Annotated in this window: 21 protein-coding genes and 1 pseudogene; 12 read left to right on the forward strand and 10 right to left on the reverse strand. The window is 50.2% G+C overall.

The features are described from left to right. Position 1: 1 nt before the first annotated feature. The 5 genes from fabD to yceD are packed head-to-tail and all read right to left on the reverse strand — an operon-like array spanning position 2 to position 3,692. Entirely contained in the window at positions 2-931 is a 930-nt protein-coding gene (gene fabD / locus B4923_RS04580; RefSeq protein ID WP_109053193.1) for an ACP S-malonyltransferase, read from the reverse strand. A gap of 16 nt (positions 932-947) precedes the next feature. Further along, the gene (locus tag B4923_RS04585; RefSeq protein ID WP_109053194.1) at positions 948-1,901 is read right to left on the reverse strand and encodes a beta-ketoacyl-ACP synthase III; all 954 of its coding nucleotides are present in this window, start codon (positions 1,899-1,901) and stop codon (positions 948-950) included. A 6-nt stretch (positions 1,902-1,907) separates the two neighbouring features. Next, complete coding sequence (gene plsX, locus B4923_RS04590) at positions 1,908-2,954, reverse strand: phosphate acyltransferase PlsX (RefSeq protein WP_109053195.1); 1,047 nt, start codon at positions 2,952-2,954, stop codon at positions 1,908-1,910. Positions 2,955-2,983: 29 nt separating this feature from the next. Further along, on the reverse strand, positions 2,984-3,154 hold the full coding sequence (gene rpmF, locus B4923_RS04595) for a 50S ribosomal protein L32 (RefSeq protein ID WP_009112338.1): 171 nt from the start codon (positions 3,152-3,154) through the stop codon (positions 2,984-2,986). Positions 3,155-3,170: 16 nt separating this feature from the next. Beyond that, complete coding sequence (gene yceD / locus B4923_RS04600; RefSeq protein WP_109053196.1) at positions 3,171-3,692, reverse strand: 23S rRNA accumulation protein YceD; 522 nt, start codon at positions 3,690-3,692, stop codon at positions 3,171-3,173. A gap of 140 nt (positions 3,693-3,832) precedes the next feature. Between yceD and B4923_RS04605 the strand changes: the two genes are divergently transcribed. After that, positions 3,833-4,420 carry a Maf family protein gene (locus B4923_RS04605; RefSeq protein WP_109053197.1) on the forward strand — a complete coding sequence of 196 codons (588 nt, stop codon included), beginning with the start codon at positions 3,833-3,835 and terminating at the stop codon, positions 4,418-4,420. Between the two features lie 48 nt (positions 4,421-4,468). Here B4923_RS04605 and rluC read toward each other — a convergent pair whose 3' ends face one another. Beyond that, positions 4,469-5,428: a 23S rRNA pseudouridine(955/2504/2580) synthase RluC gene (rluC, locus tag B4923_RS04610; protein ID WP_109053198.1), complete on the reverse strand. Its 960-nt coding sequence runs from the start codon at positions 5,426-5,428 to the stop codon at positions 4,469-4,471. A gap of 613 nt (positions 5,429-6,041) precedes the next feature. Here rluC and rne point away from each other — a divergent pair. Then, on the forward strand, positions 6,042-9,401 hold the full coding sequence (gene rne, locus B4923_RS04620) for a ribonuclease E (RefSeq protein WP_109053199.1): 3,360 nt from the start codon (positions 6,042-6,044) through the stop codon (positions 9,399-9,401). A gap of 94 nt (positions 9,402-9,495) precedes the next feature. Here the strand turns inward: rne and B4923_RS04625 are convergent, their stop codons facing one another. After that, positions 9,496-9,783 carry a putative quinol monooxygenase gene (locus B4923_RS04625; protein ID WP_109053200.1) on the reverse strand — a complete coding sequence of 96 codons (288 nt, stop codon included), beginning with the start codon at positions 9,781-9,783 and terminating at the stop codon, positions 9,496-9,498. Between the two features lie 183 nt (positions 9,784-9,966). Between B4923_RS04625 and pyrC the strand changes: the two genes are divergently transcribed. The 6 genes from pyrC (at position 9,967) to B4923_RS04655 (ending at position 13,870) form a co-directional block, all read left to right on the forward strand. Further along, positions 9,967-11,010 (forward strand): dihydroorotase, encoded by a 1,044-nt coding sequence (gene pyrC / locus B4923_RS04630; protein ID WP_109053201.1) that lies wholly within the window; start codon positions 9,967-9,969, stop codon positions 11,008-11,010. A 104-nt stretch (positions 11,011-11,114) separates the two neighbouring features. Then, positions 11,115-11,354: a DNA damage-inducible protein I gene (gene dinI / locus B4923_RS04635; protein WP_109053202.1), complete on the forward strand. Its 240-nt coding sequence runs from the start codon at positions 11,115-11,117 to the stop codon at positions 11,352-11,354. 181 nt (positions 11,355-11,535) lie between these two features. Continuing rightward, positions 11,536-11,793: a hypothetical protein gene (locus B4923_RS04640; RefSeq protein ID WP_109053203.1), complete on the forward strand. Its 258-nt coding sequence runs from the start codon at positions 11,536-11,538 to the stop codon at positions 11,791-11,793. A 220-nt stretch (positions 11,794-12,013) separates the two neighbouring features. Continuing rightward, positions 12,014-12,268, forward strand: coding sequence for a biofilm formation regulator BssS (bssS, locus tag B4923_RS04645; RefSeq protein ID WP_109053204.1), 255 nt, complete (start codon positions 12,014-12,016; stop codon positions 12,266-12,268). 442 nt (positions 12,269-12,710) lie between these two features. Further along, positions 12,711-13,265: a cytochrome b gene (locus B4923_RS04650; RefSeq protein ID WP_109053205.1), complete on the forward strand. Its 555-nt coding sequence runs from the start codon at positions 12,711-12,713 to the stop codon at positions 13,263-13,265. 29 nt (positions 13,266-13,294) lie between these two features. Then, positions 13,295-13,870 carry a YceI family protein gene (locus tag B4923_RS04655; RefSeq protein WP_109053433.1) on the forward strand — a complete coding sequence of 192 codons (576 nt, stop codon included), beginning with the start codon at positions 13,295-13,297 and terminating at the stop codon, positions 13,868-13,870. Between the two features lie 148 nt (positions 13,871-14,018). Here B4923_RS04655 and trhO read toward each other — a convergent pair. Continuing rightward, positions 14,019-15,063: pseudogene (gene trhO / locus B4923_RS04660) on the reverse strand (oxygen-dependent tRNA uridine(34) hydroxylase TrhO). Between the two features lie 229 nt (positions 15,064-15,292). Here trhO and B4923_RS04665 point away from each other — a divergent pair. From B4923_RS04665 to B4923_RS04680, 4 genes are all read left to right on the forward strand, one after another. After that, entirely contained in the window at positions 15,293-16,387 is a 1,095-nt protein-coding gene (locus B4923_RS04665; RefSeq protein ID WP_109053206.1) for an NADH:flavin oxidoreductase/NADH oxidase, read from the forward strand. Between the two features lie 255 nt (positions 16,388-16,642). Then, entirely contained in the window at positions 16,643-17,563 is a 921-nt protein-coding gene (locus B4923_RS04670) for a Kdo(2)-lipid IV(A) acyltransferase (RefSeq protein ID WP_109053207.1), read from the forward strand. 217 nt (positions 17,564-17,780) lie between these two features. Then, the gene (gene mdtG / locus B4923_RS04675) at positions 17,781-19,007 is read left to right on the forward strand and encodes a multidrug efflux MFS transporter MdtG (protein ID WP_109053208.1); all 1,227 of its coding nucleotides are present in this window, start codon (positions 17,781-17,783) and stop codon (positions 19,005-19,007) included. Between the two features lie 283 nt (positions 19,008-19,290). After that, a complete protein-coding gene (locus B4923_RS04680; protein WP_109053209.1) occupies positions 19,291-20,070 on the forward strand; it encodes a class I SAM-dependent methyltransferase in 780 nt (259 codons plus the stop codon). 119 nt (positions 20,071-20,189) lie between these two features. Here the strand turns inward: B4923_RS04680 and mdoH are convergent, their stop codons facing one another. After that, a complete protein-coding gene (gene mdoH, locus B4923_RS04685) occupies positions 20,190-22,739 on the reverse strand; it encodes a glucans biosynthesis glucosyltransferase MdoH (protein ID WP_109053210.1) in 2,550 nt (849 codons plus the stop codon). After that, positions 22,732-24,240 (reverse strand): glucan biosynthesis protein G, encoded by a 1,509-nt coding sequence (locus B4923_RS04690; protein WP_109053434.1) that lies wholly within the window; start codon positions 24,238-24,240, stop codon positions 22,732-22,734. The genes mdoH and B4923_RS04690 overlap by 8 nt, the downstream gene beginning before the upstream one ends. Between the last annotated feature and the right edge of the window lie 300 nt (positions 24,241-24,540).

Consider the following 24,540-nt stretch of genomic DNA (forward strand, 5'->3'; position numbering starts at 1 on the left):
CTTATTTCTCAAGCGCCGCTGACAGAGACGCAGGATCGTTCACCGCGGCGGCTGTCAGGGTATCGACGATTCGTTTGGTTAAACCGGTCAGAACTTTTCCAGGCCCGACTTCCAGCAGTAACCCGACACCTTGAGATGATATCAACTCGACACATTCGGTCCAGCGGACCGGACAGTGGAGTTGACGCACCAGCGCACTGCGGATCGCCTCCGGCGACGTTTCAATACGCGCGTCAACATTATTGACGACAGGGATTGACGGTGTCCGGAAATCAATAGACTCAAGCGCGGCAGCCAGTTTTTGTGCCGCTGGCTCCATCAATGCACAGTGTGATGGTACGCTGACAGGCAACGGCAATGCACGTTTGGCGCCTGCCGCTTTACAAGCCGCCCCCGCTCGTTCTACCGCTTCTTTGTTACCGGCAATAACAACCTGTCCGGGAGAATTGAAGTTTACGGGTGAAACAACCTGCCCCTGCGCGGACTCCTCACACGCTTTGGCGATAGCATCATTATCAAGACCAATGATCGCATACATTGCCCCCGAACCTTCCGGCACCGCTTCCTGCATGAGTTTACCACGCAATTCGACCAGGCGGACTGCCTGTTGGAAATCCAGCACACCGGCACAGACCAGAGCGGAATATTCGCCCAGGCTATGGCCTGACATCAACGCAGGCTGTTTACCGCCTTGCTGCTGCCACACACGCCAGATCGCCACAGATGCCGTCAGTAACGCAGGCTGGGTCTGCCAGGTTTTATTCAACTCCTCAACAGGCCCTTGCTGGGTAAGCTGCCACAGATCATAACCTAAAGCGTCAGAAGCCTGAGCAAAAGTTTCAGTAACAATCGGATATTCTGCCGCCAGTTCAGCCAGCATACCAACCGTCTGAGATCCCTGTCCGGGGAAAACCATTGCAAATTGCGTCATATAAAATCCTGTTTAATCAAAAACGAACCAATGCAGAACCCCAGGTAAAGCCGCCGCCAAAGGCTTCAAGCAATACCAGATGTCCAGGCTTGATACGCCCGTCGCGCACCGCTTCGTCCAAAGCAGAGGGTACAGAGGCAGCGGAAGTGTTGCCATGACGATCCAGCGTCACGACCACTTTGTCCATTCCCATACCTAATTTTTTTGCAGTCGCGCTGATGATACGCAAATTTGCCTGATGAGGCACCAGCCAATCCAATTCGCTTTTATCCAACTGAGAGGCTTGTAGCGTTTCTTCAACAATATGCGCCAATTCAGTCACCGCGACCTTAAAGACTTCATTGCCCGCCATTGTCAGGTAGGCAGGCGTCTCCGGATGAGCTCGATCCTGATGCGGCAACGTCAGCAACTCACCGTAGCGACCGTCCGCATGCAAATGCGTAGACAAAATACCCGGCTGTTCTGATGCTGCCAATACAACGGCGCCGGCCCCATCACCAAACAGAATGATCGTACCGCGATCTGCTGGATCCAGAGAGCGGGACAAAGTATCGGAACCGATAACCAGTGCATAATCCACCGCGCCATTTTTTATATATTGATCGGCCACGCTTAACGCATAGGTAAACCCGGCGCAGGCGGCGGCCAGGTCAAATGCAATCGTATCTTTTATATCGAGCAACTGTTGAATCTGGCAGGCCGAGCTTGGGAACGCATAACTTGATGACGTCGTCGCCACGATCAGTAAACCGACCTGCGATCTGTCAATGCCCGCCATTTCCAGCGCTTTTTGCGCAGCATGGCATCCCATGGTCGCGACGTTTTCATCTGACGCGGCAATGCGGCGTTCACGAATGCCGGTACGCGTCACGATCCATTCGTCAGACGTCTCCACCATCTTCTCTAAATCAGCGTTCGTCCTGATTTGTTCAGGCAAATAGCTGCCCGTTCCGATTATTTTTGTATACATGTACGCTCAGTCACTCTTGGGTAATACAGCTTCTAGACGGGCGGCAATTCGCTCTGGGAGTTGCCGCCGTACCGTCTGCATCGCCTGTTCAATGGCAACGGCAAACGCTCTCTGGTTCGCTGCGCCATGGCTTTTGATTACAGTTCCCCGCAATCCTAACAGACATGCGCCATTATATTGGTCAGGATTCAAATGACCGAAACGCTTTGACAACCGTTTTTGTAACAAACGTCCCAACCATTTCAACCACCAGGACTGTTTTTGCTTGTGTTCAGTACCGGAAGAGGAGGACTTCAGCAACGATAGAAACATCCTTACCACGCCTTCCATCGTCTTCAACGTAACATTACCGACAAAACCGTCGCAGACCATGACATCCGTCTTTCCTGTCAACAATTCATTGCCTTCAAGATAGCCTATATAGTTGATTGACGGTGTGTTTTTTAATCGGCTTGCCGCCTCGCGGATATTACTAAGACCCTTACTCTCTTCTTCGCCGATATTCAGCAACGCGACCCGGGGATTTTTCAGTTCAAGCACCTCTTCCGCCATCACTGAACCCATGACCGCAAACTGAACCAGCATCGTGCTGTCGCAGTCAACGTTGGCTCCCAGATCCAACACAACGGTTTTGCCATGCTGCTGATGAGGCAAAATGGAAACCAGTGCCGGACGCTCAATGCCCTCAAGAGGCTTGATCAGGAGCTTCGCCAATCCCATCAACGCGCCGGTATTGCCCGCACTGACACAAGCCTGTGCCCTTCCGTCTTTAATCAGCTCAAGTGCGATACGCATCGAGGTTCCGCGACTGGCGCGGATAGCCTGCGACGGTTTTGCATCACTGGCAATAACCGATTCGGCCGGAACAATTTCTAACCGGGATAATCGTTCAGAATCGACTTTGGCAAGTAATGGCGCAATCGCGGCGGGATCGCCAACTAATAACAGACAGAGACCTGGATTAGAAGCCAGTGCCTGCAATGCAGCAGGCACTGTTACGCAGGGACCGAAGTCCCCGCCCATCGCATCTAACGCCAGAGTTAGGCGTGTCAAGGTATTGCCTTGTCAATAATTCGCAAGAATTACTTGGCAATGACCTTGCGACCGCGGTAGTAACCGTCCGCAGTGATGTGGTGACGCAGATGAGTTTCGCCAGAAACTTTATCTACGGATACGGAAGAAGTGGTCAGCGCATCGTGAGCACGACGCATACCACGTTTGGAACGGCTAGGTTTGTTCTGTTGTACGGCCATGGACCTTACTCCTTAATTACTTACGCTTTAAACTGGCTAATACGGCAAACGGATTTGGCTTTGCCGCCTCTTCAGGCAACTCGCCAAACACCATGTCCGCTTCGGACACTTCACAGTGTTCAGAATCATGTACCGGGGCGATAGGCAACGTCAGGATGATTTCATCTTCAATCATTGCCAGCAGATCGACTTCGCCAAACTCATCAACGTCGACCGGCTCATACGCTTCCGGTAAAGCTTCGGCCTGTTCATCATTGATGACCGGGCTAAAACAAAACGTCGCATGAACCTGATGTTCAAATGGCTTTCCGCAGCGTTGGCACATTAATGTAACCGTAACATCCGCACTACCGTCAATCACCGCTAAGCGCTGACTATCAATATTGAAAGACAAAGAAGCCTGAACATCACTGTCCACACTCACCACTGATTCGGCAACTCGCGTCACCTGCTCAGGCGTATAAACACCAACATAATCTAAACGCTTTTGAGCAGTACGAACCGCATCAAGGGTTAAGGGTAATTTTACCTTTTGCATAGGGCGCGCATATTAACGTCGTAACGACATAGAGTCAAAGAAAAAGGCAGTGAAGCACGACCTTTCACCAATATTCGCTTCCGGAGCGGCGCACAGTTTAAAATGCCTTTCATCATTACGCTACGGTTTATAAAAAAATTATGTATCAGATCGTTCTTGCTTCCACATCGCCCTATCGAAAAATGCTGTTGGAAAAGCTTGGCATCCCTTTTATCTGCGCATCCCCAGAGGTTGATGAAACCCCGTTTCCCGATGAAGAGGCCGTCGCGCTGGTTGCCCGTCTTGCTGAAAACAAAGCCAGAGCCCTTGCGCAATACTATCCTCACCATCTGATCATTGGTTCCGATCAGGTGTGTGTATTGGGAAATCGTATTACAGGAAAACCGCATAGTAAAACCAACGCGGTACAACAGTTACGCGAAGCCAGCGGAAAATGCGTCTCTTTTTTTACCGGATTAGCACTTTTTAATAGCGCCCGGCAACGTATGCAGCACATTGTCGAACCCTTTGAGGTTCATTTCAGGCCCCTGACCGATGACGAAATTAATGGTTATCTGGAACAAGAACAGCCCTGGAACTGTGCCGGCAGCTTTAAAAGCGAAGGGTTGGGTATCGCCCTGTTTGAGCGATTGTCAGGCCGCGATCCCAATGCGCTGATAGGATTACCGCTGATTGCGCTGACAGAGATGCTGAAAAAAGAAGGGGTAAACCCGCTGATCAGCGGCTAATCCTTCAGAATACCTTGAACACCAAGGTATTCTGAAAAGACTGGGAGATTAGGCTTTTGCTTTGCGCAATACTTGCAGACAACGACGCAACTGTTCATCCAGCGGCGCTTCAATTCGGAGTGTTTCCCCCGTATTGGGGTGCGCAAAGCGTAATGCCTGCGCATGCAGAAAAAGACGTTTTAGCCCTGTTCCCGCTAATTGCTGATCGAATTCCCGCTCACCATAGCGATCGTCAAATGCGATCGGATGGCCTGCATATTGCGCATGAACGCGGATCTGATGAGTCCGACCGGTTACCGGGCTGGCGCGAACCAATGTCGCCAGTTCATCAAAACGCTCTTCAACCTTAAACCGCGTTTCCGAGGGCTTGCCTTCGCTATTCACGCGAACGATGCGCTCGCCGCTCTGAAGAATATTTTTCAGCAACGGCGCCTGCACCACTTTACAGTGTGACTGCCATTGTCCGCGAACCAGCGCCAGATAATCTTTTTGCATCCCTTTGAGACGCAGTTGCTCATGCAATGAGCGCAGCGCGGAACGTTTTTTTGCCACCAGCAGGACACCGGAGGTGTCGCGATCGAGACGATGCACCAGTTCCAGGAAACGAGCTTCAGGGCGTAGCGCCCGAAGCCCTTCGATCACGCCGAAACTCAATCCGCTGCCGCCATGCACTGCCGTACCGGACGGCTTGTTCAGCACCATCAGGTAATCATCCTCATAGATGATGCAATCAGCCAGCGCCGCGACTTTGCCAAGGCTGGCCGAAACGGGCGTTTCATCACGTTCAGCCTGTCTGACCGGAGGAATACGGATTTCATCCCCGGCCTGCAATTTGTATTCTGGCTTTATCCGCTTTTTATTTACTCTCACCTCACCTTTTCGCAAGATGCGGTAAACCATGCTTTTAGGCACACCCTTTAAATGGGTATGCAAAAAGTTATCAATGCGCTGTCCGGCCTCATCGGCGGAGATCGTTACAAAATGTACTGAAGGATTGTCTGTTTTCATGATGCGCGATTCTAAATAGAGCGGCCGGATAGCGCCACTCCTTTTTCTGTGCTTAACTGTGAGTCTGACTTATGAAGATATTGTTACACCGGCGGGTTTGGCTGATTTTCGTTTCAACCACTACCTGTTTGGCGAATCTACCCAATAGATTTCAAGATAATGGGTATGACGGCGCAACTATCTTGATACTGACAGGCAAAGTCACCTTGCTATAACAGTGTCAGCAATGGAATAATGCTTTTGCGTTTTTCCGTGCTGATTTCCATTAAAACAAGGGAAATTGCGGAATTATTAAGTTTGCCTGATGACACACACACGCAGCAATGGCGTAAGACGTAATGTGTAATCAAGCAGTTAGCGGGCTGCGGATTGCAGCTTGGCCGGTAAATGGAATCAGATCTGGCGACATTATTCAGAAGCTGTTCCCTCAGTAAATGCGCTGTTTTCCATCAGGAAATACAGGCTACCGAAACATGCGCCTCTATGCAGGCGACAACCGGGAGGTTGACGTCCCTGCGATAAGCCACGAGGCCATCGGTTCATGCCGGTCATGCGGTTCTTTTTGTCCGCAGCTCTATCAATAATGCAAGTAAAAATAACGAGTAAGTTAAAGATGAAGAGAATGTTGATTAACGCGACTCAGCAAGAAGAGTTGCGTGTTGCCTTGGTTGATGGTCAACGGCTGTATGATCTGGATATCGAGAGCCCCGGTCATGAGCAGAAGAAAGCAAATATCTACAAAGGTAAAATCACCCGCATAGAACCCAGCCTTGAAGCCGCTTTTGTTGATTATGGCGCTGAAAGACACGGTTTTCTCCCTCTCAAAGAAATCGCTCGCGAATATTTCCCCAGCAATTATTCCTCGCATGGCCGCCCTAACATCAAAGATGTATTGCGTGAAGGTCAGGAAGTGATTGTTCAGGTAGATAAGGAAGAGCGTGGCAACAAAGGCGCAGCGCTGACAACGTTTATCAGTCTGGCCGGTAGCTATCTGGTATTAATGCCAAACAACCCTCGCGCCGGCGGTATTTCCCGCCGAATTGAAGGTGATGACCGTACAGAGCTGAAAGAAGCGCTGGGCTCATTGCAGTTACCGGACGGCATGGGTCTGATTGTTCGCACCGCCGGTGTGGGTAAATCCGCCGAAGCGCTGCAATGGGATCTGGCTTTCCGCCTGAAACATTGGGAAGCCATCCAAAAAGCGGCAGAAGGTCGCCCTGCGCCTTTCCTGATCCATCAGGAAAGTAATGTCATTGTACGCGCATTCCGCGACTATTTACGTCCTGATATCGGTGAAATCCTGATCGATAATCCCAAAATTCTCGATTTGGCCAAAGAGCACATTTCAGCGCTTGGCCGTCCCGATTTCAGCAGCAAAATTAAACTGTACAGCGGTGAAATCCCACTGTTCAGCCATTATCAAATCGAATCCCAGATTGAATCGGCTTTCCAGCGTGAAGTACGTCTGCCATCCGGCGGCTCCATCGTCATTGATACCACCGAAGCATTGACGGCAATCGATATCAACTCTGCCCGAGCTACTCGCGGTGGGGATATTGAAGAGACTGCCTTCAATACCAATCTGGAAGCCGCTGATGAAATTGCCCGCCAGTTGCGTTTACGCGATCTGGGCGGTCTGATCGTCATCGATTTTATCGACATGACGCCGGTTCGCCACCAGCGTGAAGTAGAGAATCGCTTACGTGATTCGGTACGACAGGATCGTGCCCGCATTCAGATTGGCCGGATTTCACGTTTCGGCCTGCTGGAAATGTCACGCCAGCGTCTGAGTCCGTCACTGGGTGAATCAAGCCATCACGTTTGCCCTCGTTGTAGCGGCACGGGTACCGTGCGTGATAATGAATCACTGTCTCTATCCATTCTGCGTCTGATCGAAGAAGAAGCGCTGAAAGAGAACACTAAAGAAGTTCATGCTATTGTTCCCGTTCCTATCGCGTCCTATCTGTTGAACGAAAAACGCGACGCCGTTAATGCTATCGAGACGCGTCAAGGGGGCGTGCGGGCCGTTATCGTTCCTCACGATGGCATGCAAACCCCTCACTACTCTGTAGTGCGTGTCCGGAAAGGTGAAGAAAAACCGACGCTCAGCTATCTGTTACCACAGCGACTGGAAACCGAAACGCAACAGTTGCAGGAAGAACAGACCGTTGAACGTAAACAGCCTGAACAACCGGCTCTGGCAACCTTTACCATGCCAGATATGCCTGCCGTCGCAGAGGAACGCGCCCCCGCTGCGGCAAACGCCGCTCCAACAGCAACATCCGCCGCGGTGGCACAGGCGCAGCCTGGACTCATCAGCCGTATGCTTGGCGCACTGAAAGGTATTTTTGCATCCGATACCGCGCCGCAAACAGCCAGTGCAGTTGAAGAGAAAAGTTCAGAATCCGCAACGGTGAGTGACGGTCAACGTCAGGAGCGTCGTAATCCGCGTCGCCAGAGCAACAACCGCCGCGATCGGGGTTCCCGCGATAATAATCGTGAACCGCGCGAAGATCAGCGCCGTAACAAGCGCCAGACGCCGGAAACCGTTGCTGAGACGCGCGTTGCGGAGGAGACGGAAAAAGCCTCGGCTGATGAGCAACCGCGTCGTGAACCGCGCGCAGAACGCCAGCGTCGTCGTCAAGATGACAAACGTCAGTCGCAGCAGGAAGTAAAAGTTCAGAGTGCGGTCGTTGAAGAAGTTGAAGAAAGCAGCGGCGAGCAGGAAAAACCGGCTCCGGTTATGCAGCGCCGCCAGCGTCGTCAATTGACGCAAAAAGTCCGTGTTCAATCTGAAAGCGAGCTGAAAGCCATTGCAGACGCCACGCCTGTCGCAAAAGATGAAACGGTACCCGCGCCGGTAAAACCGACGATTGAGCCCGTTAACGCGACAGACAGCGCCGAAGCTGACAATGAGCAATCGGCGGATGCCGCCAATCGTGCGAATGCCGAGAATGGCGGTATGCCACGTCGCTCACGTCGTTCACCGCGTCATTTGCGCGTCAGTGGACAGCGTCGTCGTCGTTATCGTGACGAGCGTTACCCATCACAGTCACCGATGCCGTTGGAATATGCGGCCGCATCGCCAGAGATGGCTTCCGGCAAAGTGTGGGTAAACTATCCTCTGGCACAATCTCAACAACTGGAACAAGCCGAGAAAGCTTTACCAGAAGACAATGTGGCTATTGCAACGACCCCTCTTTTGCCAGCCATTGTTGAAGATGTTGCGCCGATCGTTGAAAGCGTCGTGCAGGATGCGCCTGTCGCTCAGACAGTTACCGAAGCACCTTTCAACACATCAGTCTCTTCAGAGAATGACAAGCCAGCGCCAGAGAACGAGCTCTCCGCTGAGCCGGCACCTGAACCTCAGGCGCAAGAAGAGACCACGGCGCAAGCGCCAGCTGTACAAACGGTCATTCCTGCGGAGATAGCGGAAAGCCCGGCCGTTGAAGAAACGGTTGAAGCAACCGCCGCCGCTGAAACGATCGTGGTCGAAGCTGTTGAAGCTGAGGTTATTGAGACTACGGTGGACGAACCTGTAGTGAACGATCCCGTCAATACCGCGGCAGACGCGTCCAACGAAACAGAGGCAGTCGAAACCGCTGTAACGGCTACGATAGTCGCGACAGAAGAAGCACAGCCGGTACAAGCGCCACAACCGGCTGCTGAAGACGCTCATGACACCGTTGCAGATGACGACATCGATCAGGCAGTGGTGAAACAAGCGGCTGAACCCGTTGTCGTTCCCGTACCTGTAGCAACATCTGCTGCCGTTGAACTCGCGCGTTACAAACATCTTGCAACAGCGCCGATGACGAAAGCACCCGCACCGGACTATCAGCCGGAACCCGTTCGTCATAGCGATTGGGTTCGCCCTGAGTATCGGTTCACAGGGAAAGGTTCCGCAGGCGGTCATGCCGCGGTTAATCAGGCAACAGCCCCGGCAACCAAACCGACTGCTGTCAGCGAATAAAAAACATATTCGCTTGTCATTAAGTAAAACACCCGCCAATTGGCGGGTGTTTTTTATGGCGGGCCGCTGCATGCGACGTTGAAAATTTTTATTATTACCCCAGATACTTAAGCAGCTTTACTTCCATACTTTCTGTTTTATCGCTCAGTTCAGCAACCAGACGTTTAAAGTGCGCGGTTTGCTCATGTTCATCCAGTACATCCTGGTTTTTCCAACGCTCAAAAAACACAAACGCCCTGGGTGTATTGATCTGTTCGTGGAGGTCATACTGCAGGTTACCAGGCTCCTGACGACTAGGCTCTACAACCTTTTTCACCGCCGCGGCCACATCGTCAACAAACTCCGCTTTCGCTTGTAAACTGGCAACGATACGAATTTCCATGGTAGTCCTTACGTTATTGATTAAAAGATCCATCTATGAGAGGACAATTGCGACTTAATTTCAAGCATTGATCAACAAACGGATGCATTAAAAAGACTTTACGCTTATCCTTATCCCCCGCCGTATCAGCCCCAAAATCAACTGACAGACGATGTTTTTTACTGACCGACGGAGCGCTATTCCATGACCGCACAGCCTACTACTCTGAAAATTCGCCGCCCTGATGATTGGCATATTCATTTGCGTGACGATCAGATACTGGAAACCGTTCTTCCCTATACCAGCCGCTTTTTCGGCCGTGCGATTGTCATGCCAAACCTGACGCCGCCGGTTACCAGCGTAGCCGCGGCCATTGCCTATCGAAATCGTATCCTTTCGGCCATTCCGGAAGGCGATAATTTTCAACCGCTGATGACCTGCTATTTGACGGACTCACTGGATGCCGCGGAAGTCGTCAACGGGTTTGAGCAAGGCGTATTCACCGCCGCCAAACTATACCCGGCCAATGCCACCACCAACTCCAGCCATGGCGTCACAAATATTGCCAATATTGCAGCCATTCTGGAAAAGATGCAGGAAATCGGCATGCCGCTGCTGATCCATGGTGAAGTTACCGATCCGTCCGTTGATATTTTTGATCGTGAAGCCCGGTTCATTGAATCGACGCTGGATCCATTACGAAAGCAGTTCCCGGAACTGAAAGTCGTCTTTGAGCACATGACGACCAAAGAAGCAGCACAATATGTTGTCTCCGGTAACCAATATCTTGCGGCAACCGTTACGCCTCAGCATCTGATGTTCAATCGTAACCATATGCTGGTTGGTGGTGTACGTCCGCACCTTTATTGTCTGCCTATTCTTAAAAGAAATATTCATCAGCAGGCATTGCGGGAAGCCGTGGCTGGCGGTTGCGACCGTCTGTTCCTCGGAACCGACTCAGCACCGCATGCCAGACACAGAAAAGAATCCAGCTGTGGTTGCGCTGGTGTTTTTAACGCTCAGGCCGCTTTAAGCGCCTACGCTACCGTTTTCGAGGAAATGGGGGCATTGAGCAAACTCGAAGCCTTCTGTTCTCTGAACGGTCCGCGTTTCTACGGTTTACCGGTCAATGAAGACTGGATCGAACTCTATCGCGAACCTGTCACCTTCCCGGAAGAAATCCAAATGGGGAGTGAATCATTAGTTCCTTTTATGGCCGGACAAAGCCTGAACTGGTCTGTTCGATAGTCAATATTCCCATCATCCCCAGATGATGGGTTAAATTTTCCTGCACGACTTGTTCTTTCCCGACAAGAACTGTATAAATAAACAGTTAAAAGTTGGAGGTAATCATGCGTGTAGAAATCACCCTGTCAAAGTCATCTCCCTTACCTGCGGGTGCTATAGAGGCGCTTCAGCATGAACTGGAGCATCGCATTCATAAGCATTATCCCGCGACCCCGATTCAGGTTCGCTATGCCGGCGCCAACAGCCTGTCGGTTATGGGAGCAAATAAAGATGATAAAGATCGTATCTCTGAAATTCTGCAAGAAACCTGGGAAAGCGCCGATGACTGGTTTACGCCGGAATGATTAGGAAAAAACTGAATGTGCGCATCTGTGCATAGGGTTTCTTCGGTTTCGCCCTATGCTTTACTCGCTAATGCGGTGTTCCGTTTGTTGAAAACCTCGGCAGAATGATAAATTATACCCGATAATGTGCAGTAAATTGATATAGGCATTTCGCCATTGTGTTATGACGGGGGTACCTATTATGACAGTTGAAAAACCAGAAGAAGCAATGACATTTGGTGAACTGCTGGAATTAATCGCTGAACAGCAGCGAAAAATTGACGTTCTGGAGCTTGCTTTTTCATCTCTGGTGTTCTGTCTTGACGAAAAATCAAACCAATTGATGATCCACAATCTGAAGTTAGAATCACAAAACGAAAACCGCGACCCGGTGATGAAAAAACATCTTGCCCGGTTTGCCGCCACATTAGAGAAAAATGCCGGTTTAAATACCGAGTAGCTTTTTCATCATTTCTTTTCCTTTTGTGTTATCGTTTGGGGCTAAAACGTATTCGTCCCAAACGTTTTAATTTTTGTTCATAAAATTTTTTGCAGAAAAATTGAAAATATTTTCCATAAATTAAATAAGCAACGATATACTAATATTGCTCTTCTAAATAAGAAGCCGCCTGAAACCTCGTTAGTCACTCATGTTAGTAACTAGTCAATAAGGGGTATTTATGGATAGAAAAGATGAAGTTATTCAGACGCATCCTCTTGTAGGTTGGGACATCAGCACCGTTGACAGTTATGATGCCATGATGATCCGTTTACACTATTTATCCACCGCGGATCAAACACCAGACAAAGCGCAAGTTGACCGTACGCTATGGTTGACGACAGATGTGGCAAGGCAATTGATATACATACTTGAAGCAGGCATTGCTAAAATTGAATCAACCGATTGTCAGTCCAGTGACTACCGTAAACATTAGTTGTTGATATTGTTTGTTAATATTTTTTCCAATACCAGATTTATCTCATTACATGCTTAATAACAACACCGCCTTCATGGCGGTGTCGTTATTTTGAATCGGGTGTATATTCCCTGCTTTGCACCAACGAATTTCTCCTCCGAGACTGCATAACCAATAATCACTAACTGCATCATTATTCAGCTAATAAATAAATTATAAATCGAGAATTTTAATCACCGGGATGCTTTTACCCGTCTTTCTCCGTTGAAATGATTCGCGACTGAAGGTTTATTTTCCTGTCATCTATGTTGATTACATTGAATAAAATAGGATTTAAAATTCAAAAAAATTGTTCAACGTTACAGTATTGTAATGTTTTGAAATTTTGTTTTGCATCTGTTTTTTTTCATGTTTAATTTTTACAAAGTTGATCACGTTATCTATATAAGGAGCTATCACCATGCTTTGGCGCAATACTTCGTCCCGTTATGGGCATGTCAGCATCCTTCTGCACTGGATATCCGCGTTGACGATTTATGGCATGTTTGCGTTAGGACTCTGGATGGTAACATTGGGATACTATGACGTGTGGTATCACCGCGCTCCCGAAATTCATAAAAGTATCGGGATCCTGTTGTTTGCTGTGATCATTTTCCGCATTGTCTGGCGTTTTTTCTCCCCGCCGCCTGCACCGCTAAGCAGCTATTCTGCGCTTACCCGCATCAGCGCCACGCTGGCGCATATCACCCTGTACGTTGTGTTATTGGGAATTTTAGTCAGCGGCTATCTGATCTCTACCGCAGAAGGACAACCTATTTCAGTTTTTGGCTGGTTCTCTGTTCCGGCCACATTAAGCGGTTTGACGGATCAAGCCGATGTCGCAGGCACCGTGCATCTTTATCTCGCCTGGGTGGTGGTGGCTCTCTCAGCACTGCACGGTTTAGCCGCATTAAAACACCACTTTATAGATGGTGATACGACGTTGAAACGGATGTTGGGTCGCAACATCTCTTAACTTTCTGGATTTATGGAGAAAACACTATGCTGAAAAAAACACTACTGAGCCTGACGGCCCTTTCTTTGCTTGCTTCCGCCAGCTCTGCACTGGCGGCAGATTACAAGTTTGATAAAGAAGGCCAGCACGCGTTTATCGAATTCCGCATTAAACATCTGGGCTATAGCTGGCTTTACGGCAGCTTTAATGATTTCGATGGTTCTTTCACGTTTGATGAAAATAACCCTGCGTCCGACAAGGTCAATGTCACGATTAATACCAACAGCGTTGATACCAATCATGCTGAACGTGATAAGCACCTCCGCAGCGCGGATTTTCTGAACGTATCCCAACATCCGCAAGCGACATTTACGTCTACGGAAGTGAAAAAAGACGGCGATGAATTCGATATTACGGGTAATCTGACTCTGAACGGCGTCACAAAACCAGTAACGCTGGAAGCAAAGCTGATTGGTCAAGGTGATGATCCATGGGGTAACTACCGTGCCGGTTTTGAAGCTGAAGGCACCATCAAGCTGAAAGACTTCAACATTACCACCGATCTGGGGCCTGCATCTCAGGAAGTGGAATTGATTATTTCCGTTGAGGGTATTCGTCAAAAATAAAGGGCGAACGCGGCCGCCGGGCGCACCGGACAAGCCCTTTCATAGCGAAATAATGCCGTTCACTTAAGCGTGGATTTACTCGCGGGCCGCCACAGGTAACCCAAGCCTTAAACGAGCAGCATTATTTCATCGCGAAAGGGCTTTACCCCTAATTCTTATCGATCGATGGAGAAGGGATATGCAACGGCGACCTCAATAATCCTTTCGATTTATTAAAGATTTTCATCCCGTTTTCACGACCGCTACGCTTCGCTCTCTGTTCTTCCAAAGGCAGTTTCATCTCTTCCTGGCAGTGGGCGCTACAACATCCTTCGTGTTTTTCAGCACAAGACGGACACTGAATAAACAGCAAATGGCAACCTTCGTTACGACAGTTTGTGTGGCTATCACAGGGGGCGCCGCACTGATGGCAATGGGCGATAACATCGTCGGAAATACGCTCGCCCATACGTTCATCAAAAACGAAGTTTTTACCAACAAACTTCAGCGGTAATCCTCTCGCTTTCGCCTGACGAGCATATTCAATGATGCCGCCTTCAACATGATAAACATGTTTAAAGCCATGATGCAGCATGTAAGCACTCGCCTTTTCACAACGAATTCCCCCAGTGCAGTACATGACGATATTTTTGTCACGCTCATTATCCAGCATTTCTACCGCCATAGGGAGCTGTTCACGAAACGTATCGGAAGGGATCTCCAGCGCATTTTCAAAATGCCCGACTTCGTATTCGTAGTGATTTCGCATATCAACGAATAACGTGTTCGGATCATCCGCCATCGCGTTGACCTGCTCAGCTTTCAGATACTGACCCACATTTGCCGGATTAAATGTGGGATCGTCAATACCATCCGCCACAATACGATCGCGGACTTTCATGCGCAGCACCCAGAACGATTTACCGTCATCGTCCAACGCTACATTCAGTCGAATTTGATCAAGCGCAGGATGCATAAAACGCATCAAATTGATTATTGGGAACGCTGATTTGCGCATTGATACCTTCAGATGCAATGTAAACACGCCCGAACACGTTCAACTGCTCAAACTGAATATACAGACGATCGCGAAATGCCTGCGGCTCATCAATCGTAAAATATTTATAGAAGGAGACTGTGATACGCGGCTCGGTTTCCGCAAGCATGCGCGCCCTCAGTTCCTCATTGGAAACCCGGTTATGTAACACTGGCATGGTGTACTTTTCCTGTCTTCATTGAGATGAATTATCGCTTTTCGCCGCCCGAATTCGACCTGACGGACAAAACCGCCGGCATCATACCCGATCGTACCGCCGATGTCAGGGCGTGAAATTATAGGCGGAATATGGAATAGTGATCACATTATACGCCGAGCGTTATGCTTTTAACCTGGAAAGCACGCCTCCAGATCTCATGAGAAAACCACAATCTAAGGTCGTCACTATGAGTCAGCTATTCTCTCCCGTCTCGCTTGGTAAGCTTACGCTACCTAACCGCATTATCATTGCGCCAATGTGCCAATATTCCGCAGATGAGGGTAAGGCAACCGCGTGGCACACAATGCATCTGGGAAACCTTTCGCATTCTGGTGCAGGGTTGTTAATCATTGAAGCGACGTCAGTCGTACCGGAAGGCCGTATCTCCCCCCGCGATCTGGGATTATGGGATGATGTAACCGAGCAGGCCCTCGCACCGGTCATCCAGGCGGTAAAACGCTATTCAGATATGCCGCTGGGGATCCAGCTTGCGCATGCCGGACGTAAAGCATCAACAGATGTTCCCTGGGGGGGACGCGCGTTTTTACGTTCAGATCAAGGCGGATGGCAGACCGTGGCGCCCTCAGATATCCCTTACAATGACACTGACGCCGCCCCGCAGGCGATGTCACTACAGCAGATTCGTGAATTGACGGCGGCCTTTGTCAACTCGGCAAAACGTGCAGACCGCCTCGGTTTTGATCTGATAGAACTCCACGCCGCCCACGGCTATTTACTGCATCAGTTCCTGTCTCCGCTGGCCAATCAGCGTACGGATGAATATGGCGGTTCATTGCAGAATCGTCAGCGTCTGGTGTTAGAGATATATCAAGCGGTACGCGACGTCTTCCCCGCCCATAAAGCGGTAGGCGTGCGAATTTCGGCAACAGATGGCGTTGAAGGCGGCTGGGATTTGGCGCAATCCGTCCAACTCAGTAAAGCATTACATGAATTAGGCTGTGATTTTATTCATGTCTCCAGCGGCGGGCTGTCTGCAAAACAGCAAATTCATCCGGGGCCAAACTATCAGGTTCCCTATGCCCAGCGCATTAAGCAGGAAGTCGGGATTGCCACCATAGCGGTCGGACTAATCACCGAGCCCGAACAGGCTGAAGCCATTGTCGCAACGGGCGAAGCCGATGCCGTCGGGTTGGCTCGAGCAATCCTTTTCAATCCGCGCTGGCCGTGGCATGCGGCAGCCAGACTGGGGGCCCAGGTGAGCGCGCCTCCACAGTACTGGCGCAGTGAGCCGCGCTATGTCAAAGGCATATTTAAACGATAATGCCGGTCTGGCGATCCTGACGGGTCGCCAGATCACCGTCTTAGCAAGGCCACCAAAGGTCAAAAACCCCCATCAGGAGATGGTATGATTAATCATTCTCCACTTTTTGTATAAAAATCAGGCTGAAACACGTTGCTGATTTGTTTTCTCATGAAACTACCGCAATAATCTATCCTACTGAGCAAAAACTTTACTCATTCTTTTCTTTTTAACGGTATGTGTGCTGATTAGCACCGAAATGTTGATACTAAGGCCATGACACAGATCCCTTCTTTTAATCGTTCACTTTTACACCCGCGTTATTGGGTAACCTGGCTAGGTATCGGTATTCTTTATCTCGTCGTTCTGTTGCCTTATCCCGTGCTGTACTGGATAGGTACCCGACTCGGTCACCTTTCCATACGTCTGTTACCGCGTCGTGTCGAGATTACGACCCGGAATATTGAACTCTGTTTCCCCGATATGCCGCTGGCGGAGCGAAACGAACTGGTCAGGAAAAATTTTGAGGCCGTTGGTATGGGCGTACTTGAAACCGGCATGGCATGGTTCTGGCCGGATTGGCGTATTGAACGCTGGTTCACCATCAAAGGTCTTGAGCATATAGAAACCCTGCGGCAGCAAAACCGCGGCATTCTGCTTATCGGCCTGCATTTTCTGACGCTGGAGCTCGGTGCGCGTATCTTCGGCATTAAAAACGCGGGTATCGGTGTTTATCGCCCCAACGATAATAAACTCATTGACTGGCTCCAGACCTGGGGAAGGCTGCGATCTAATAAATCCATGCTGGACCGTAAGGATCTGAAAGGTATGATTCGGGCGCTGAAACAAGGCGAAATTATCTGGTACGCACCGGATCATGATTATGGTCCGCGCAGCAGCGTATTCGTTCCTCTGTTTGCGGTAGATAAAGCGGCAACCACGGTAGGAAGCTATATACTGGCCAAATCAGCACGTCCGGCTATCGTGCCTTTCGTTCCCCATCGTTTACCGAACGGGAAAGGATACGAACTGCTGATCCAGCCAGCGGAATTGGATATTCCCGTGGAAAACGAAACGACAACCGCAGCGTGGATGAACAAAATCATTGAGCAGAATATTCTGGTAGCCCCCGATCAGTACATGTGGCTGCATCGTCGTTTTAAAACACGTCCGGAAGGCGAGCCTTCACTGTATTAACTTAACGTCCCGGTTTATCCCTCCATGATACTGTCGTGGAGGGTGTTTTCCCCCAGCAGCATCTAACTGAAAAATTGTACAATTCTTGCTAATCCGGCATGTTCGCCTTGCCGATCTTCGGTAAGCGCCCCATACTGAATTTATTACCTGCTATGCCATATTTTTGCCTTATCGCTCGCTTCTCATCTAAAAATAGCAATAACATATTCGGAAAATTATGACGCCAGAAACGGAACCGATTGATTGGAAGCGCAACCTGTATGTCACCTGGCTGGGTTGCTTTTTCACCGGTGCCGCATTCAGCCTTGTCATGCCGTTTCTCCCCCTCTATATCGAACAGCTCGGCATCACGGGCCATAGTGCTCTGAACATGTGGTCCGGCATTGTTTTCAGCATCACGTTTCTCTTTTCCGCCATCGCCTCCCCCTTCTGGGGACGGCTGGCCGATCGCAAAGGCCGCAAACTGATGCTGCTGCGTTCAGTATTAGGTATGTGTATTGTCATGATCCTGATGGGATTGGCGCAAAACATCTGGCAATTCCTGTGCCTTCGGGCTGCGCTTGGCATTCTGGGGGGCTTTGTTCCCAATGCAAACGCCCTGATCGCCACACAGGTTCCGCGTAATAAAAGTGGATGGGCGCTGGGAACACTATCAACAGGCGCCGTGAGTGGCGCACTCATCGGCCCGCTGATCGGCGGGTATCTGGCGGATATATATGGGTTACGTCCTGTCTTTTTCATCACTGCCGGCGTGCTGTTTATCTGTTTTTTAATCACGCTGCTATTCGTGCAGGAACGTTTTACCGCGGTACGTAAAAAAGACATGCTCAGCGGTCGTCAGGTCATGGTATCCCTGAAGAACCCCAGGCTGATTTTAAGTCTATTCATGACGACATTAATTATTCAGGTTGCGACAGGGTCGGTTTCTCCCATTCTTACGCTGTTTGTTCGCGATTTGGCCGGTACGACGCAAAATCTGGCCTTTATCAGCGGCATGATCGCCGCCATTCCCGGCGTGTCAGCCCTGCTCAGTGCCCCCAGACTCGGCAAACTGGGCGATAAAATTGGTCCGGAGCGTGTTCTCATCGCCATGCTGATTCTGTCTGTTCTGCTGCTCATTCCCATGGCTTTTGTTCAGAATCCCTGGCAACTGGGCATACTGCGTTTTTTATTGGGGGCGGCGGACGGCGCACTACTTCCGGCCGTACAAACGCTGTTGATTTATCATTCCTCCAATCAGGTCGCCGGACGAATTTTCAGCTATAACCAATCATTTCGTGATATCGGGAACGTGACAGGACCAATCATCGGCGCATCCATTTCAGCCACTTACGGCTTCCGTGCGGTATTTATCGTAACGGCGCTGATCGTCCTGATCAACGTCATCTATTCCTGGCGAAGTTTGCAACGTCGTACATCAAAGCTTGAATTACCGGGTGATTAGCCTTTTCATCAGGGCCGAGCAGCAGGCGAGATTATCACGAACCGGTATACATCACGGCCATCTCAACCGGAATCCATACCGCAAACAGGTATGCCTGCGTTGTTAATAATTATACCAGATCAAAAATGTATGAGTTTCTATGAAAATTTCATACATCCCGGTTAAATCACACACGTCAATCTGTTATAAGTTGGCACCACAATCACAACCTTTCCGTTTGGCTGGTGGTATTGCGCTGATGGTATAACACCTGCGGCCTGACGATGGATAACAGGATACCCAAGTGAGTCAGCTTCTTGCCGATAATGCCCCGCACACATTAAACCACGACGTCCAGCGCTACTGGACGCATCGCGCCGCCGATTACAGCCAGCTCAACGCCGCCGAACTGGTTAGTGCCAAGCGTGCGCGCTGGCTGAAAAAAATTCAGGAATACGCCCCCGCCAAACCGATCATGAAGGTGCTGGATATCGGCACCGGCCCCGGTTTTTTTGCTGTCATGCTGGCGCAGGCTGGACATTGCGTCACCGCGGTGGACATGACGGAAGCCATGCTGGCACAGGCTCGCGGTAATGCGGCGCACCATGACGTACAGGTGGATTTTGTTTCTGCCGATGTTCATACCTTGCCGTTTGACGACCATCAGTTCGATTTGATTGTCACCCGCAATGTGACATGGAACCTGACCTTTCCGCTACAGGCATACCAAGAGTGGTATCGGGTGCTGGCATCAGGCGGGCGACTGCTGAACTTTGATGCCAACTGGTATCTGCAACTGTTCGATGAAAAGAGCCGTCAGGGATATCTGGAAGATCGCGCCAACGCACGCTATTTAGGGCTGGACGATCACTACGCGAATACGGATACCGTCGCGATGGAGGCGATTGCCCGGCAACTACCGCTCAGCCGTGAGCGTCGTCCGCAGTGGGATGTCCAGGCTCTGCTGGCGTGCGGCTATCACAAAATCATCTTGGATACGCGTGTTGGTCAGGAACTATGGGATGATGTGGAGAGCGTTAACTATGCGTCTACACCGATGTTCATGGTGTGTGCGGAAAAATAATCCTGAGCGAATATTTCCCGCTAATTACTGACGTAATCCCACCGGGCACGGTTCAGGTTCAGGAATGACAAAAAGCAACAGCCGAGGCTGTTGCTTTTTACATAACACGTGAAGAAAAGTTAGCTCTTGATAAAAGGCGCGGGCAATTGCCGATAATAATCACACCATTCGGCATGTTCCTCTGGCTTCTGCCACACATGATAATGCAAGCGGGAAATCGTGACCGGATCGCTGAGTAACGCCAAACGCTGGTTATTACCGACTTCTTCGGGTTTGCGACCAAGCGCATCGCGAACGCGCTGTTCGCGAACATCTTCAATCGCCTGACTGAAACGATGACGTGCTGTCGCCATCGCACTGGCAAGCGCATTGATGGAAGGGTCAAACACCGCCTGAATGAAACCATTCTCCAATTTACGTCGGCGATTCAACTGGCAATATTCATCCGTCGCCACAAGCTCACGCGGCGGTTCGTATTCTTCCGGGATCAATAACAATCTGGCACGCTTACAAGCAAGCCCCAACGAAGCACGGCTAGAGTAAACAGACACAAACGGCGACAGAATCAATGAGAACACGATCGGCGACAGCCACCACAGGAAGCGCAGATCCAGCCACGCCATACCAATGGCCCAGACCAGCCCCAGAGCCAACTGGGAACCGTGACGAACAAAGGCCTCTCCCCACGGAGTAGCGTCATCATCACGCTGAGGTGAATTCCATTGAACAGACCATCCAAGGAACGCACTCACCACAAACACGGTATGAAACAACATCCTGACCGGCGCCAGAAGCACCGAGAACAGCATTTCCACCAATAGCGAAATAAATAAGCGCAACACGCCGCCATAGGCTTTTGCGCCTTTCGCCCAAATCAAAATCACACTTAACAATTTTGGCAGGAACAGCAGTACCAGCGTTGTTGAGAATAATGCGATTGCAAGTTCGGGTCGCCACTGCGGCCATACCGGGAATAACTGTCTGGGTTGCAGAAAATATTGCGGTTCCATCAGGGTATGCACCACCTGCAAAGCCGTCGACAACATCAGGAACATGAACCATAACGGCGCTGACAGATAAGACATGACGCCGGTAAGGAATACGGCACGGTGCACCGGGTGCATCCCTTTAACCAGGAACAACCGGAAGTTCATGAGGTTGCCATGACACCAGCGGCGGTCACGTTTCAGCTCATCCAGCAGATTCGGGGGCAACTCTTCATAGCTACCCGGCAGATCATACGCAATCCAGACGCCCCAACCAGCACGGCGCATCAGCGCAGCTTCAACGAAGTCATGAGAAAGGATGGCCCCGGCAAATGATCCCTCGCCTGGCAACGGAGCCAGCGCACAGTGTTCAATAAACGGTTTCACCCGGATAATGGCGTTATGCCCCCAATAATGGGATTCACCCAATTGCCAGAAATGCAGCCCGGCGGTGAAGAGCGGTCCATAAACACGGGTTGCGAACTGCTGGCAGCGCGCGTAGAGAGTATCCATACCTGACGCTTTCGGTGAAGACTGGATAATCCCTGCATTTGGATTCGCCTCCATCAGCCTGACGAGTGATGTCAGACATTCACCGCTCATAACGCTGTCGGCATCCAGGATCACCATGTAACTGTATTGGCTGCCCCAGCGGCGACAGAAATCATCAATATTGCCACTCTTACGTTTTACACGGCGGCGGCGGCGGCGATAAAAAATACGCCCGGCTCCCCCCACATCGCGGCAAAGATCCATCCAGGCCTTTTGCTCCGCCACACAGGTATCCGGATCGTTACTGTCGCTCAGCACATAGATATCAAAGTGCTCAAGCATGCCTGTCGCTTCCACAGACTCATACGTGGCGCGCAGACCCGCAAACACACGCTCTACATCTTCATTACAGATAGGCATGATCAGTGCGGTGCGATGATCCGGGTTGAGCGGTTCATCCCCTACCGTAGTCGACGAAATACTGTATTTGTCACGTCCGATCAGCAGTTGCAGGAAGCCCATTAACGCCGTCCAGAAGCCGGCGGAAACCCAACAGAACAGCACCGCAAACAGGACCAGAATGCCGCTTTGCAGAACATAGGGTAATATTTGCATTACCGATCGGATCAAGGGCTGATCGGCCATTTCGAACGGATCAATCAGCGCCCAGCCTTGATAAGGCAGAATGGTCTTCATGTACCACGTTGCGATAGCCGTCTGGAACAGCGTCAGTATCAGCAGAATATAACGCCGGATCGTTCCGACCATACGCCAGCGGTTTTCCGCGATTCTCTCTTCAGGGCTGGTATGATGACGAGGAGGTACAGAGCGTCCCAGCAAACTTTCCCACCAGCGAACCAATGGGTTGGTACGCCAGATATCCGGAAACATGGAGGTTCGGGTAATTGTCGGCATGGCCTTCAACGCGGTCCGCCCTTCTCTGTCTTTACCCAGTTGCTTACCTTCGTTTAACGCATCAGGCCAGGCCATTTCCAGACGGGTTTTCACCGAACTCAGCGTGGCATCCTCTTCAGACAGGCCATTGACCTGCTCGCCTTCAGACAATACCTGATGCAAGACGGCCTGTTCGGCTTTACCAGACTGCGATAGATCTTTACGCAAAGCCCCTGCATGCTCAGCAGACAGGGGCAATTTCTCAATATAATCGAGAGGAGAGGTTGACTTATTCATTAGCAGGTAGCTGATAACTCCAGGTTTCAGTCAATGTTGTTTCACCATTAACCAACGCAGCCCTCATTTCTGTTGGCTGTTTATTATCTTTCACTCGCAAACGCAGTGTCAGACGCCAACCTTGAGTCACCGGGTTATAACGAACGCTATTCTCAACAATTTCGCCATTCTCGCCAGCACTGACCTGCGATGCCACCGGCGTAGCTTCATCCATTTCTTTCAGCGTCGGGCCAACAAAATCAACCAGGAAAGCGATGGTGCCATCCGGTTGGCGGATCAGATTGGACTGCTTCACATCCCCGGTAGAACGACGGGTTTGCTGCACATAAGCAATATCCGGTGAATGCAACTGATCTTCATCACGGGTGAAGTGCAAACGATATCTCAAATCCAGCGATTTACCCGTTTCAGGTAAAACATCCGGCGTCCAGAAAGCGACGATATTATCGTTAGTTTCATCGGCCGTCGGAATTTCAACCAATTCAACCTTGCCTTTGCCCCACTCGCCTCTCGGCTCGACCCAACCGCTTGGACGCAGATCATAGCGGTCATCAAGATCTTCATAGGCAGAGAAATCGCGGCCGCGTTGTAATAAACCAAACCCTTTCGGGTTTTCAATCTCGTAAGTGCTGACGGCAAGGTGTTTAGGATTATTCAGCGGTCGCCAAATCCATTCGCCATTACCGGCATGAATTGACAGGCCGTTGGAATCATGCAGAGCGGGACGATAATTCAGCGTCGGAGATGGCTGATTCGGCCCAAAGAGATACATGCTGGTCAGCGGCGCAACGCCAAGCTTGCCAACCTTATCCCGCAGGTAAACTTTAGACTGCACATCAATTACGCTATCGCGTCCTGGATAAACGATGAAACGATATGCGCCCGTCGCGCGTGGCGAATCCAGTAACGCGTAAATGACCAGATGTTTGTCATTTTGCTTGGGTCGTTCAATCCAGAATTCACGGAAACGGGGAAACTCTTCACCCGAAGGCAGAGCGGTATCAATGGCCAGTCCACGTGCTGACAGCCCGTAAATCTGCCCCTTACCGACAACGCGGAAATAGCTCGCGCCCAACATGCTGACAATCTCATCGTCCTTACCCACTTTATTAATCGGATAAAGCACTTTGAAACCGGCAAAACCGAGGTTCTTTACCGTTTCGGGATCGTGGTTGACGGAGCCAAAATTAAAGTAATCGGCTGAGTATTTAATCTCATTGACCGTGGTTGCAGTCACTTCATTAATTTTCACCGGTGTATCGAAATACATCCCTTGATGATAGAACTGCAGTTTGAATGGCGTCTGTAATGTGTTCCAGTATGATTTTTCGTGATTGAACTGAATCTGCTGATAGTCAGCAAATTTCATATCACGGAATTGTGCTGGAAGATTACTTTTCGGCGCCTCAAAACCTTTAGCCGCCAGCTTTTCCGCCTCTTTAGCCACATCGTCAATAGAAAATGCCCAAGCCGGTGCTGCGCTTACAGACAACATAATCATCGCTGAAAGCCAGCGAAGACTGGCAACCCGCTGTTTAATTCCAAATTTATTAACCAGCACAACTCCCCCTGTACGTGTGCTTCAATCAACTAAAATCCATATTAATGGATAAGTTAGCTTTCCGACAACTTGATAAAGAGATGGTTCATCATAATAGGTCAGCGTTTAAACAACGTGAGTACCAAAAGCGGATAAACCAGGTTCGGAAAATGAAAAACAGATAATGCCTGCCGACATTAGAATATCGCCAAACAGGCCGCCATCTCAAACGGCTATCCTCGTCAATCCCACGGTGACGAT

This window comes from Brenneria roseae subsp. americana, assembly GCF_003115815.1.
Classification (GTDB): Bacteria; Pseudomonadota; Gammaproteobacteria; order Enterobacterales; family Enterobacteriaceae; genus Brenneria; species Brenneria roseae.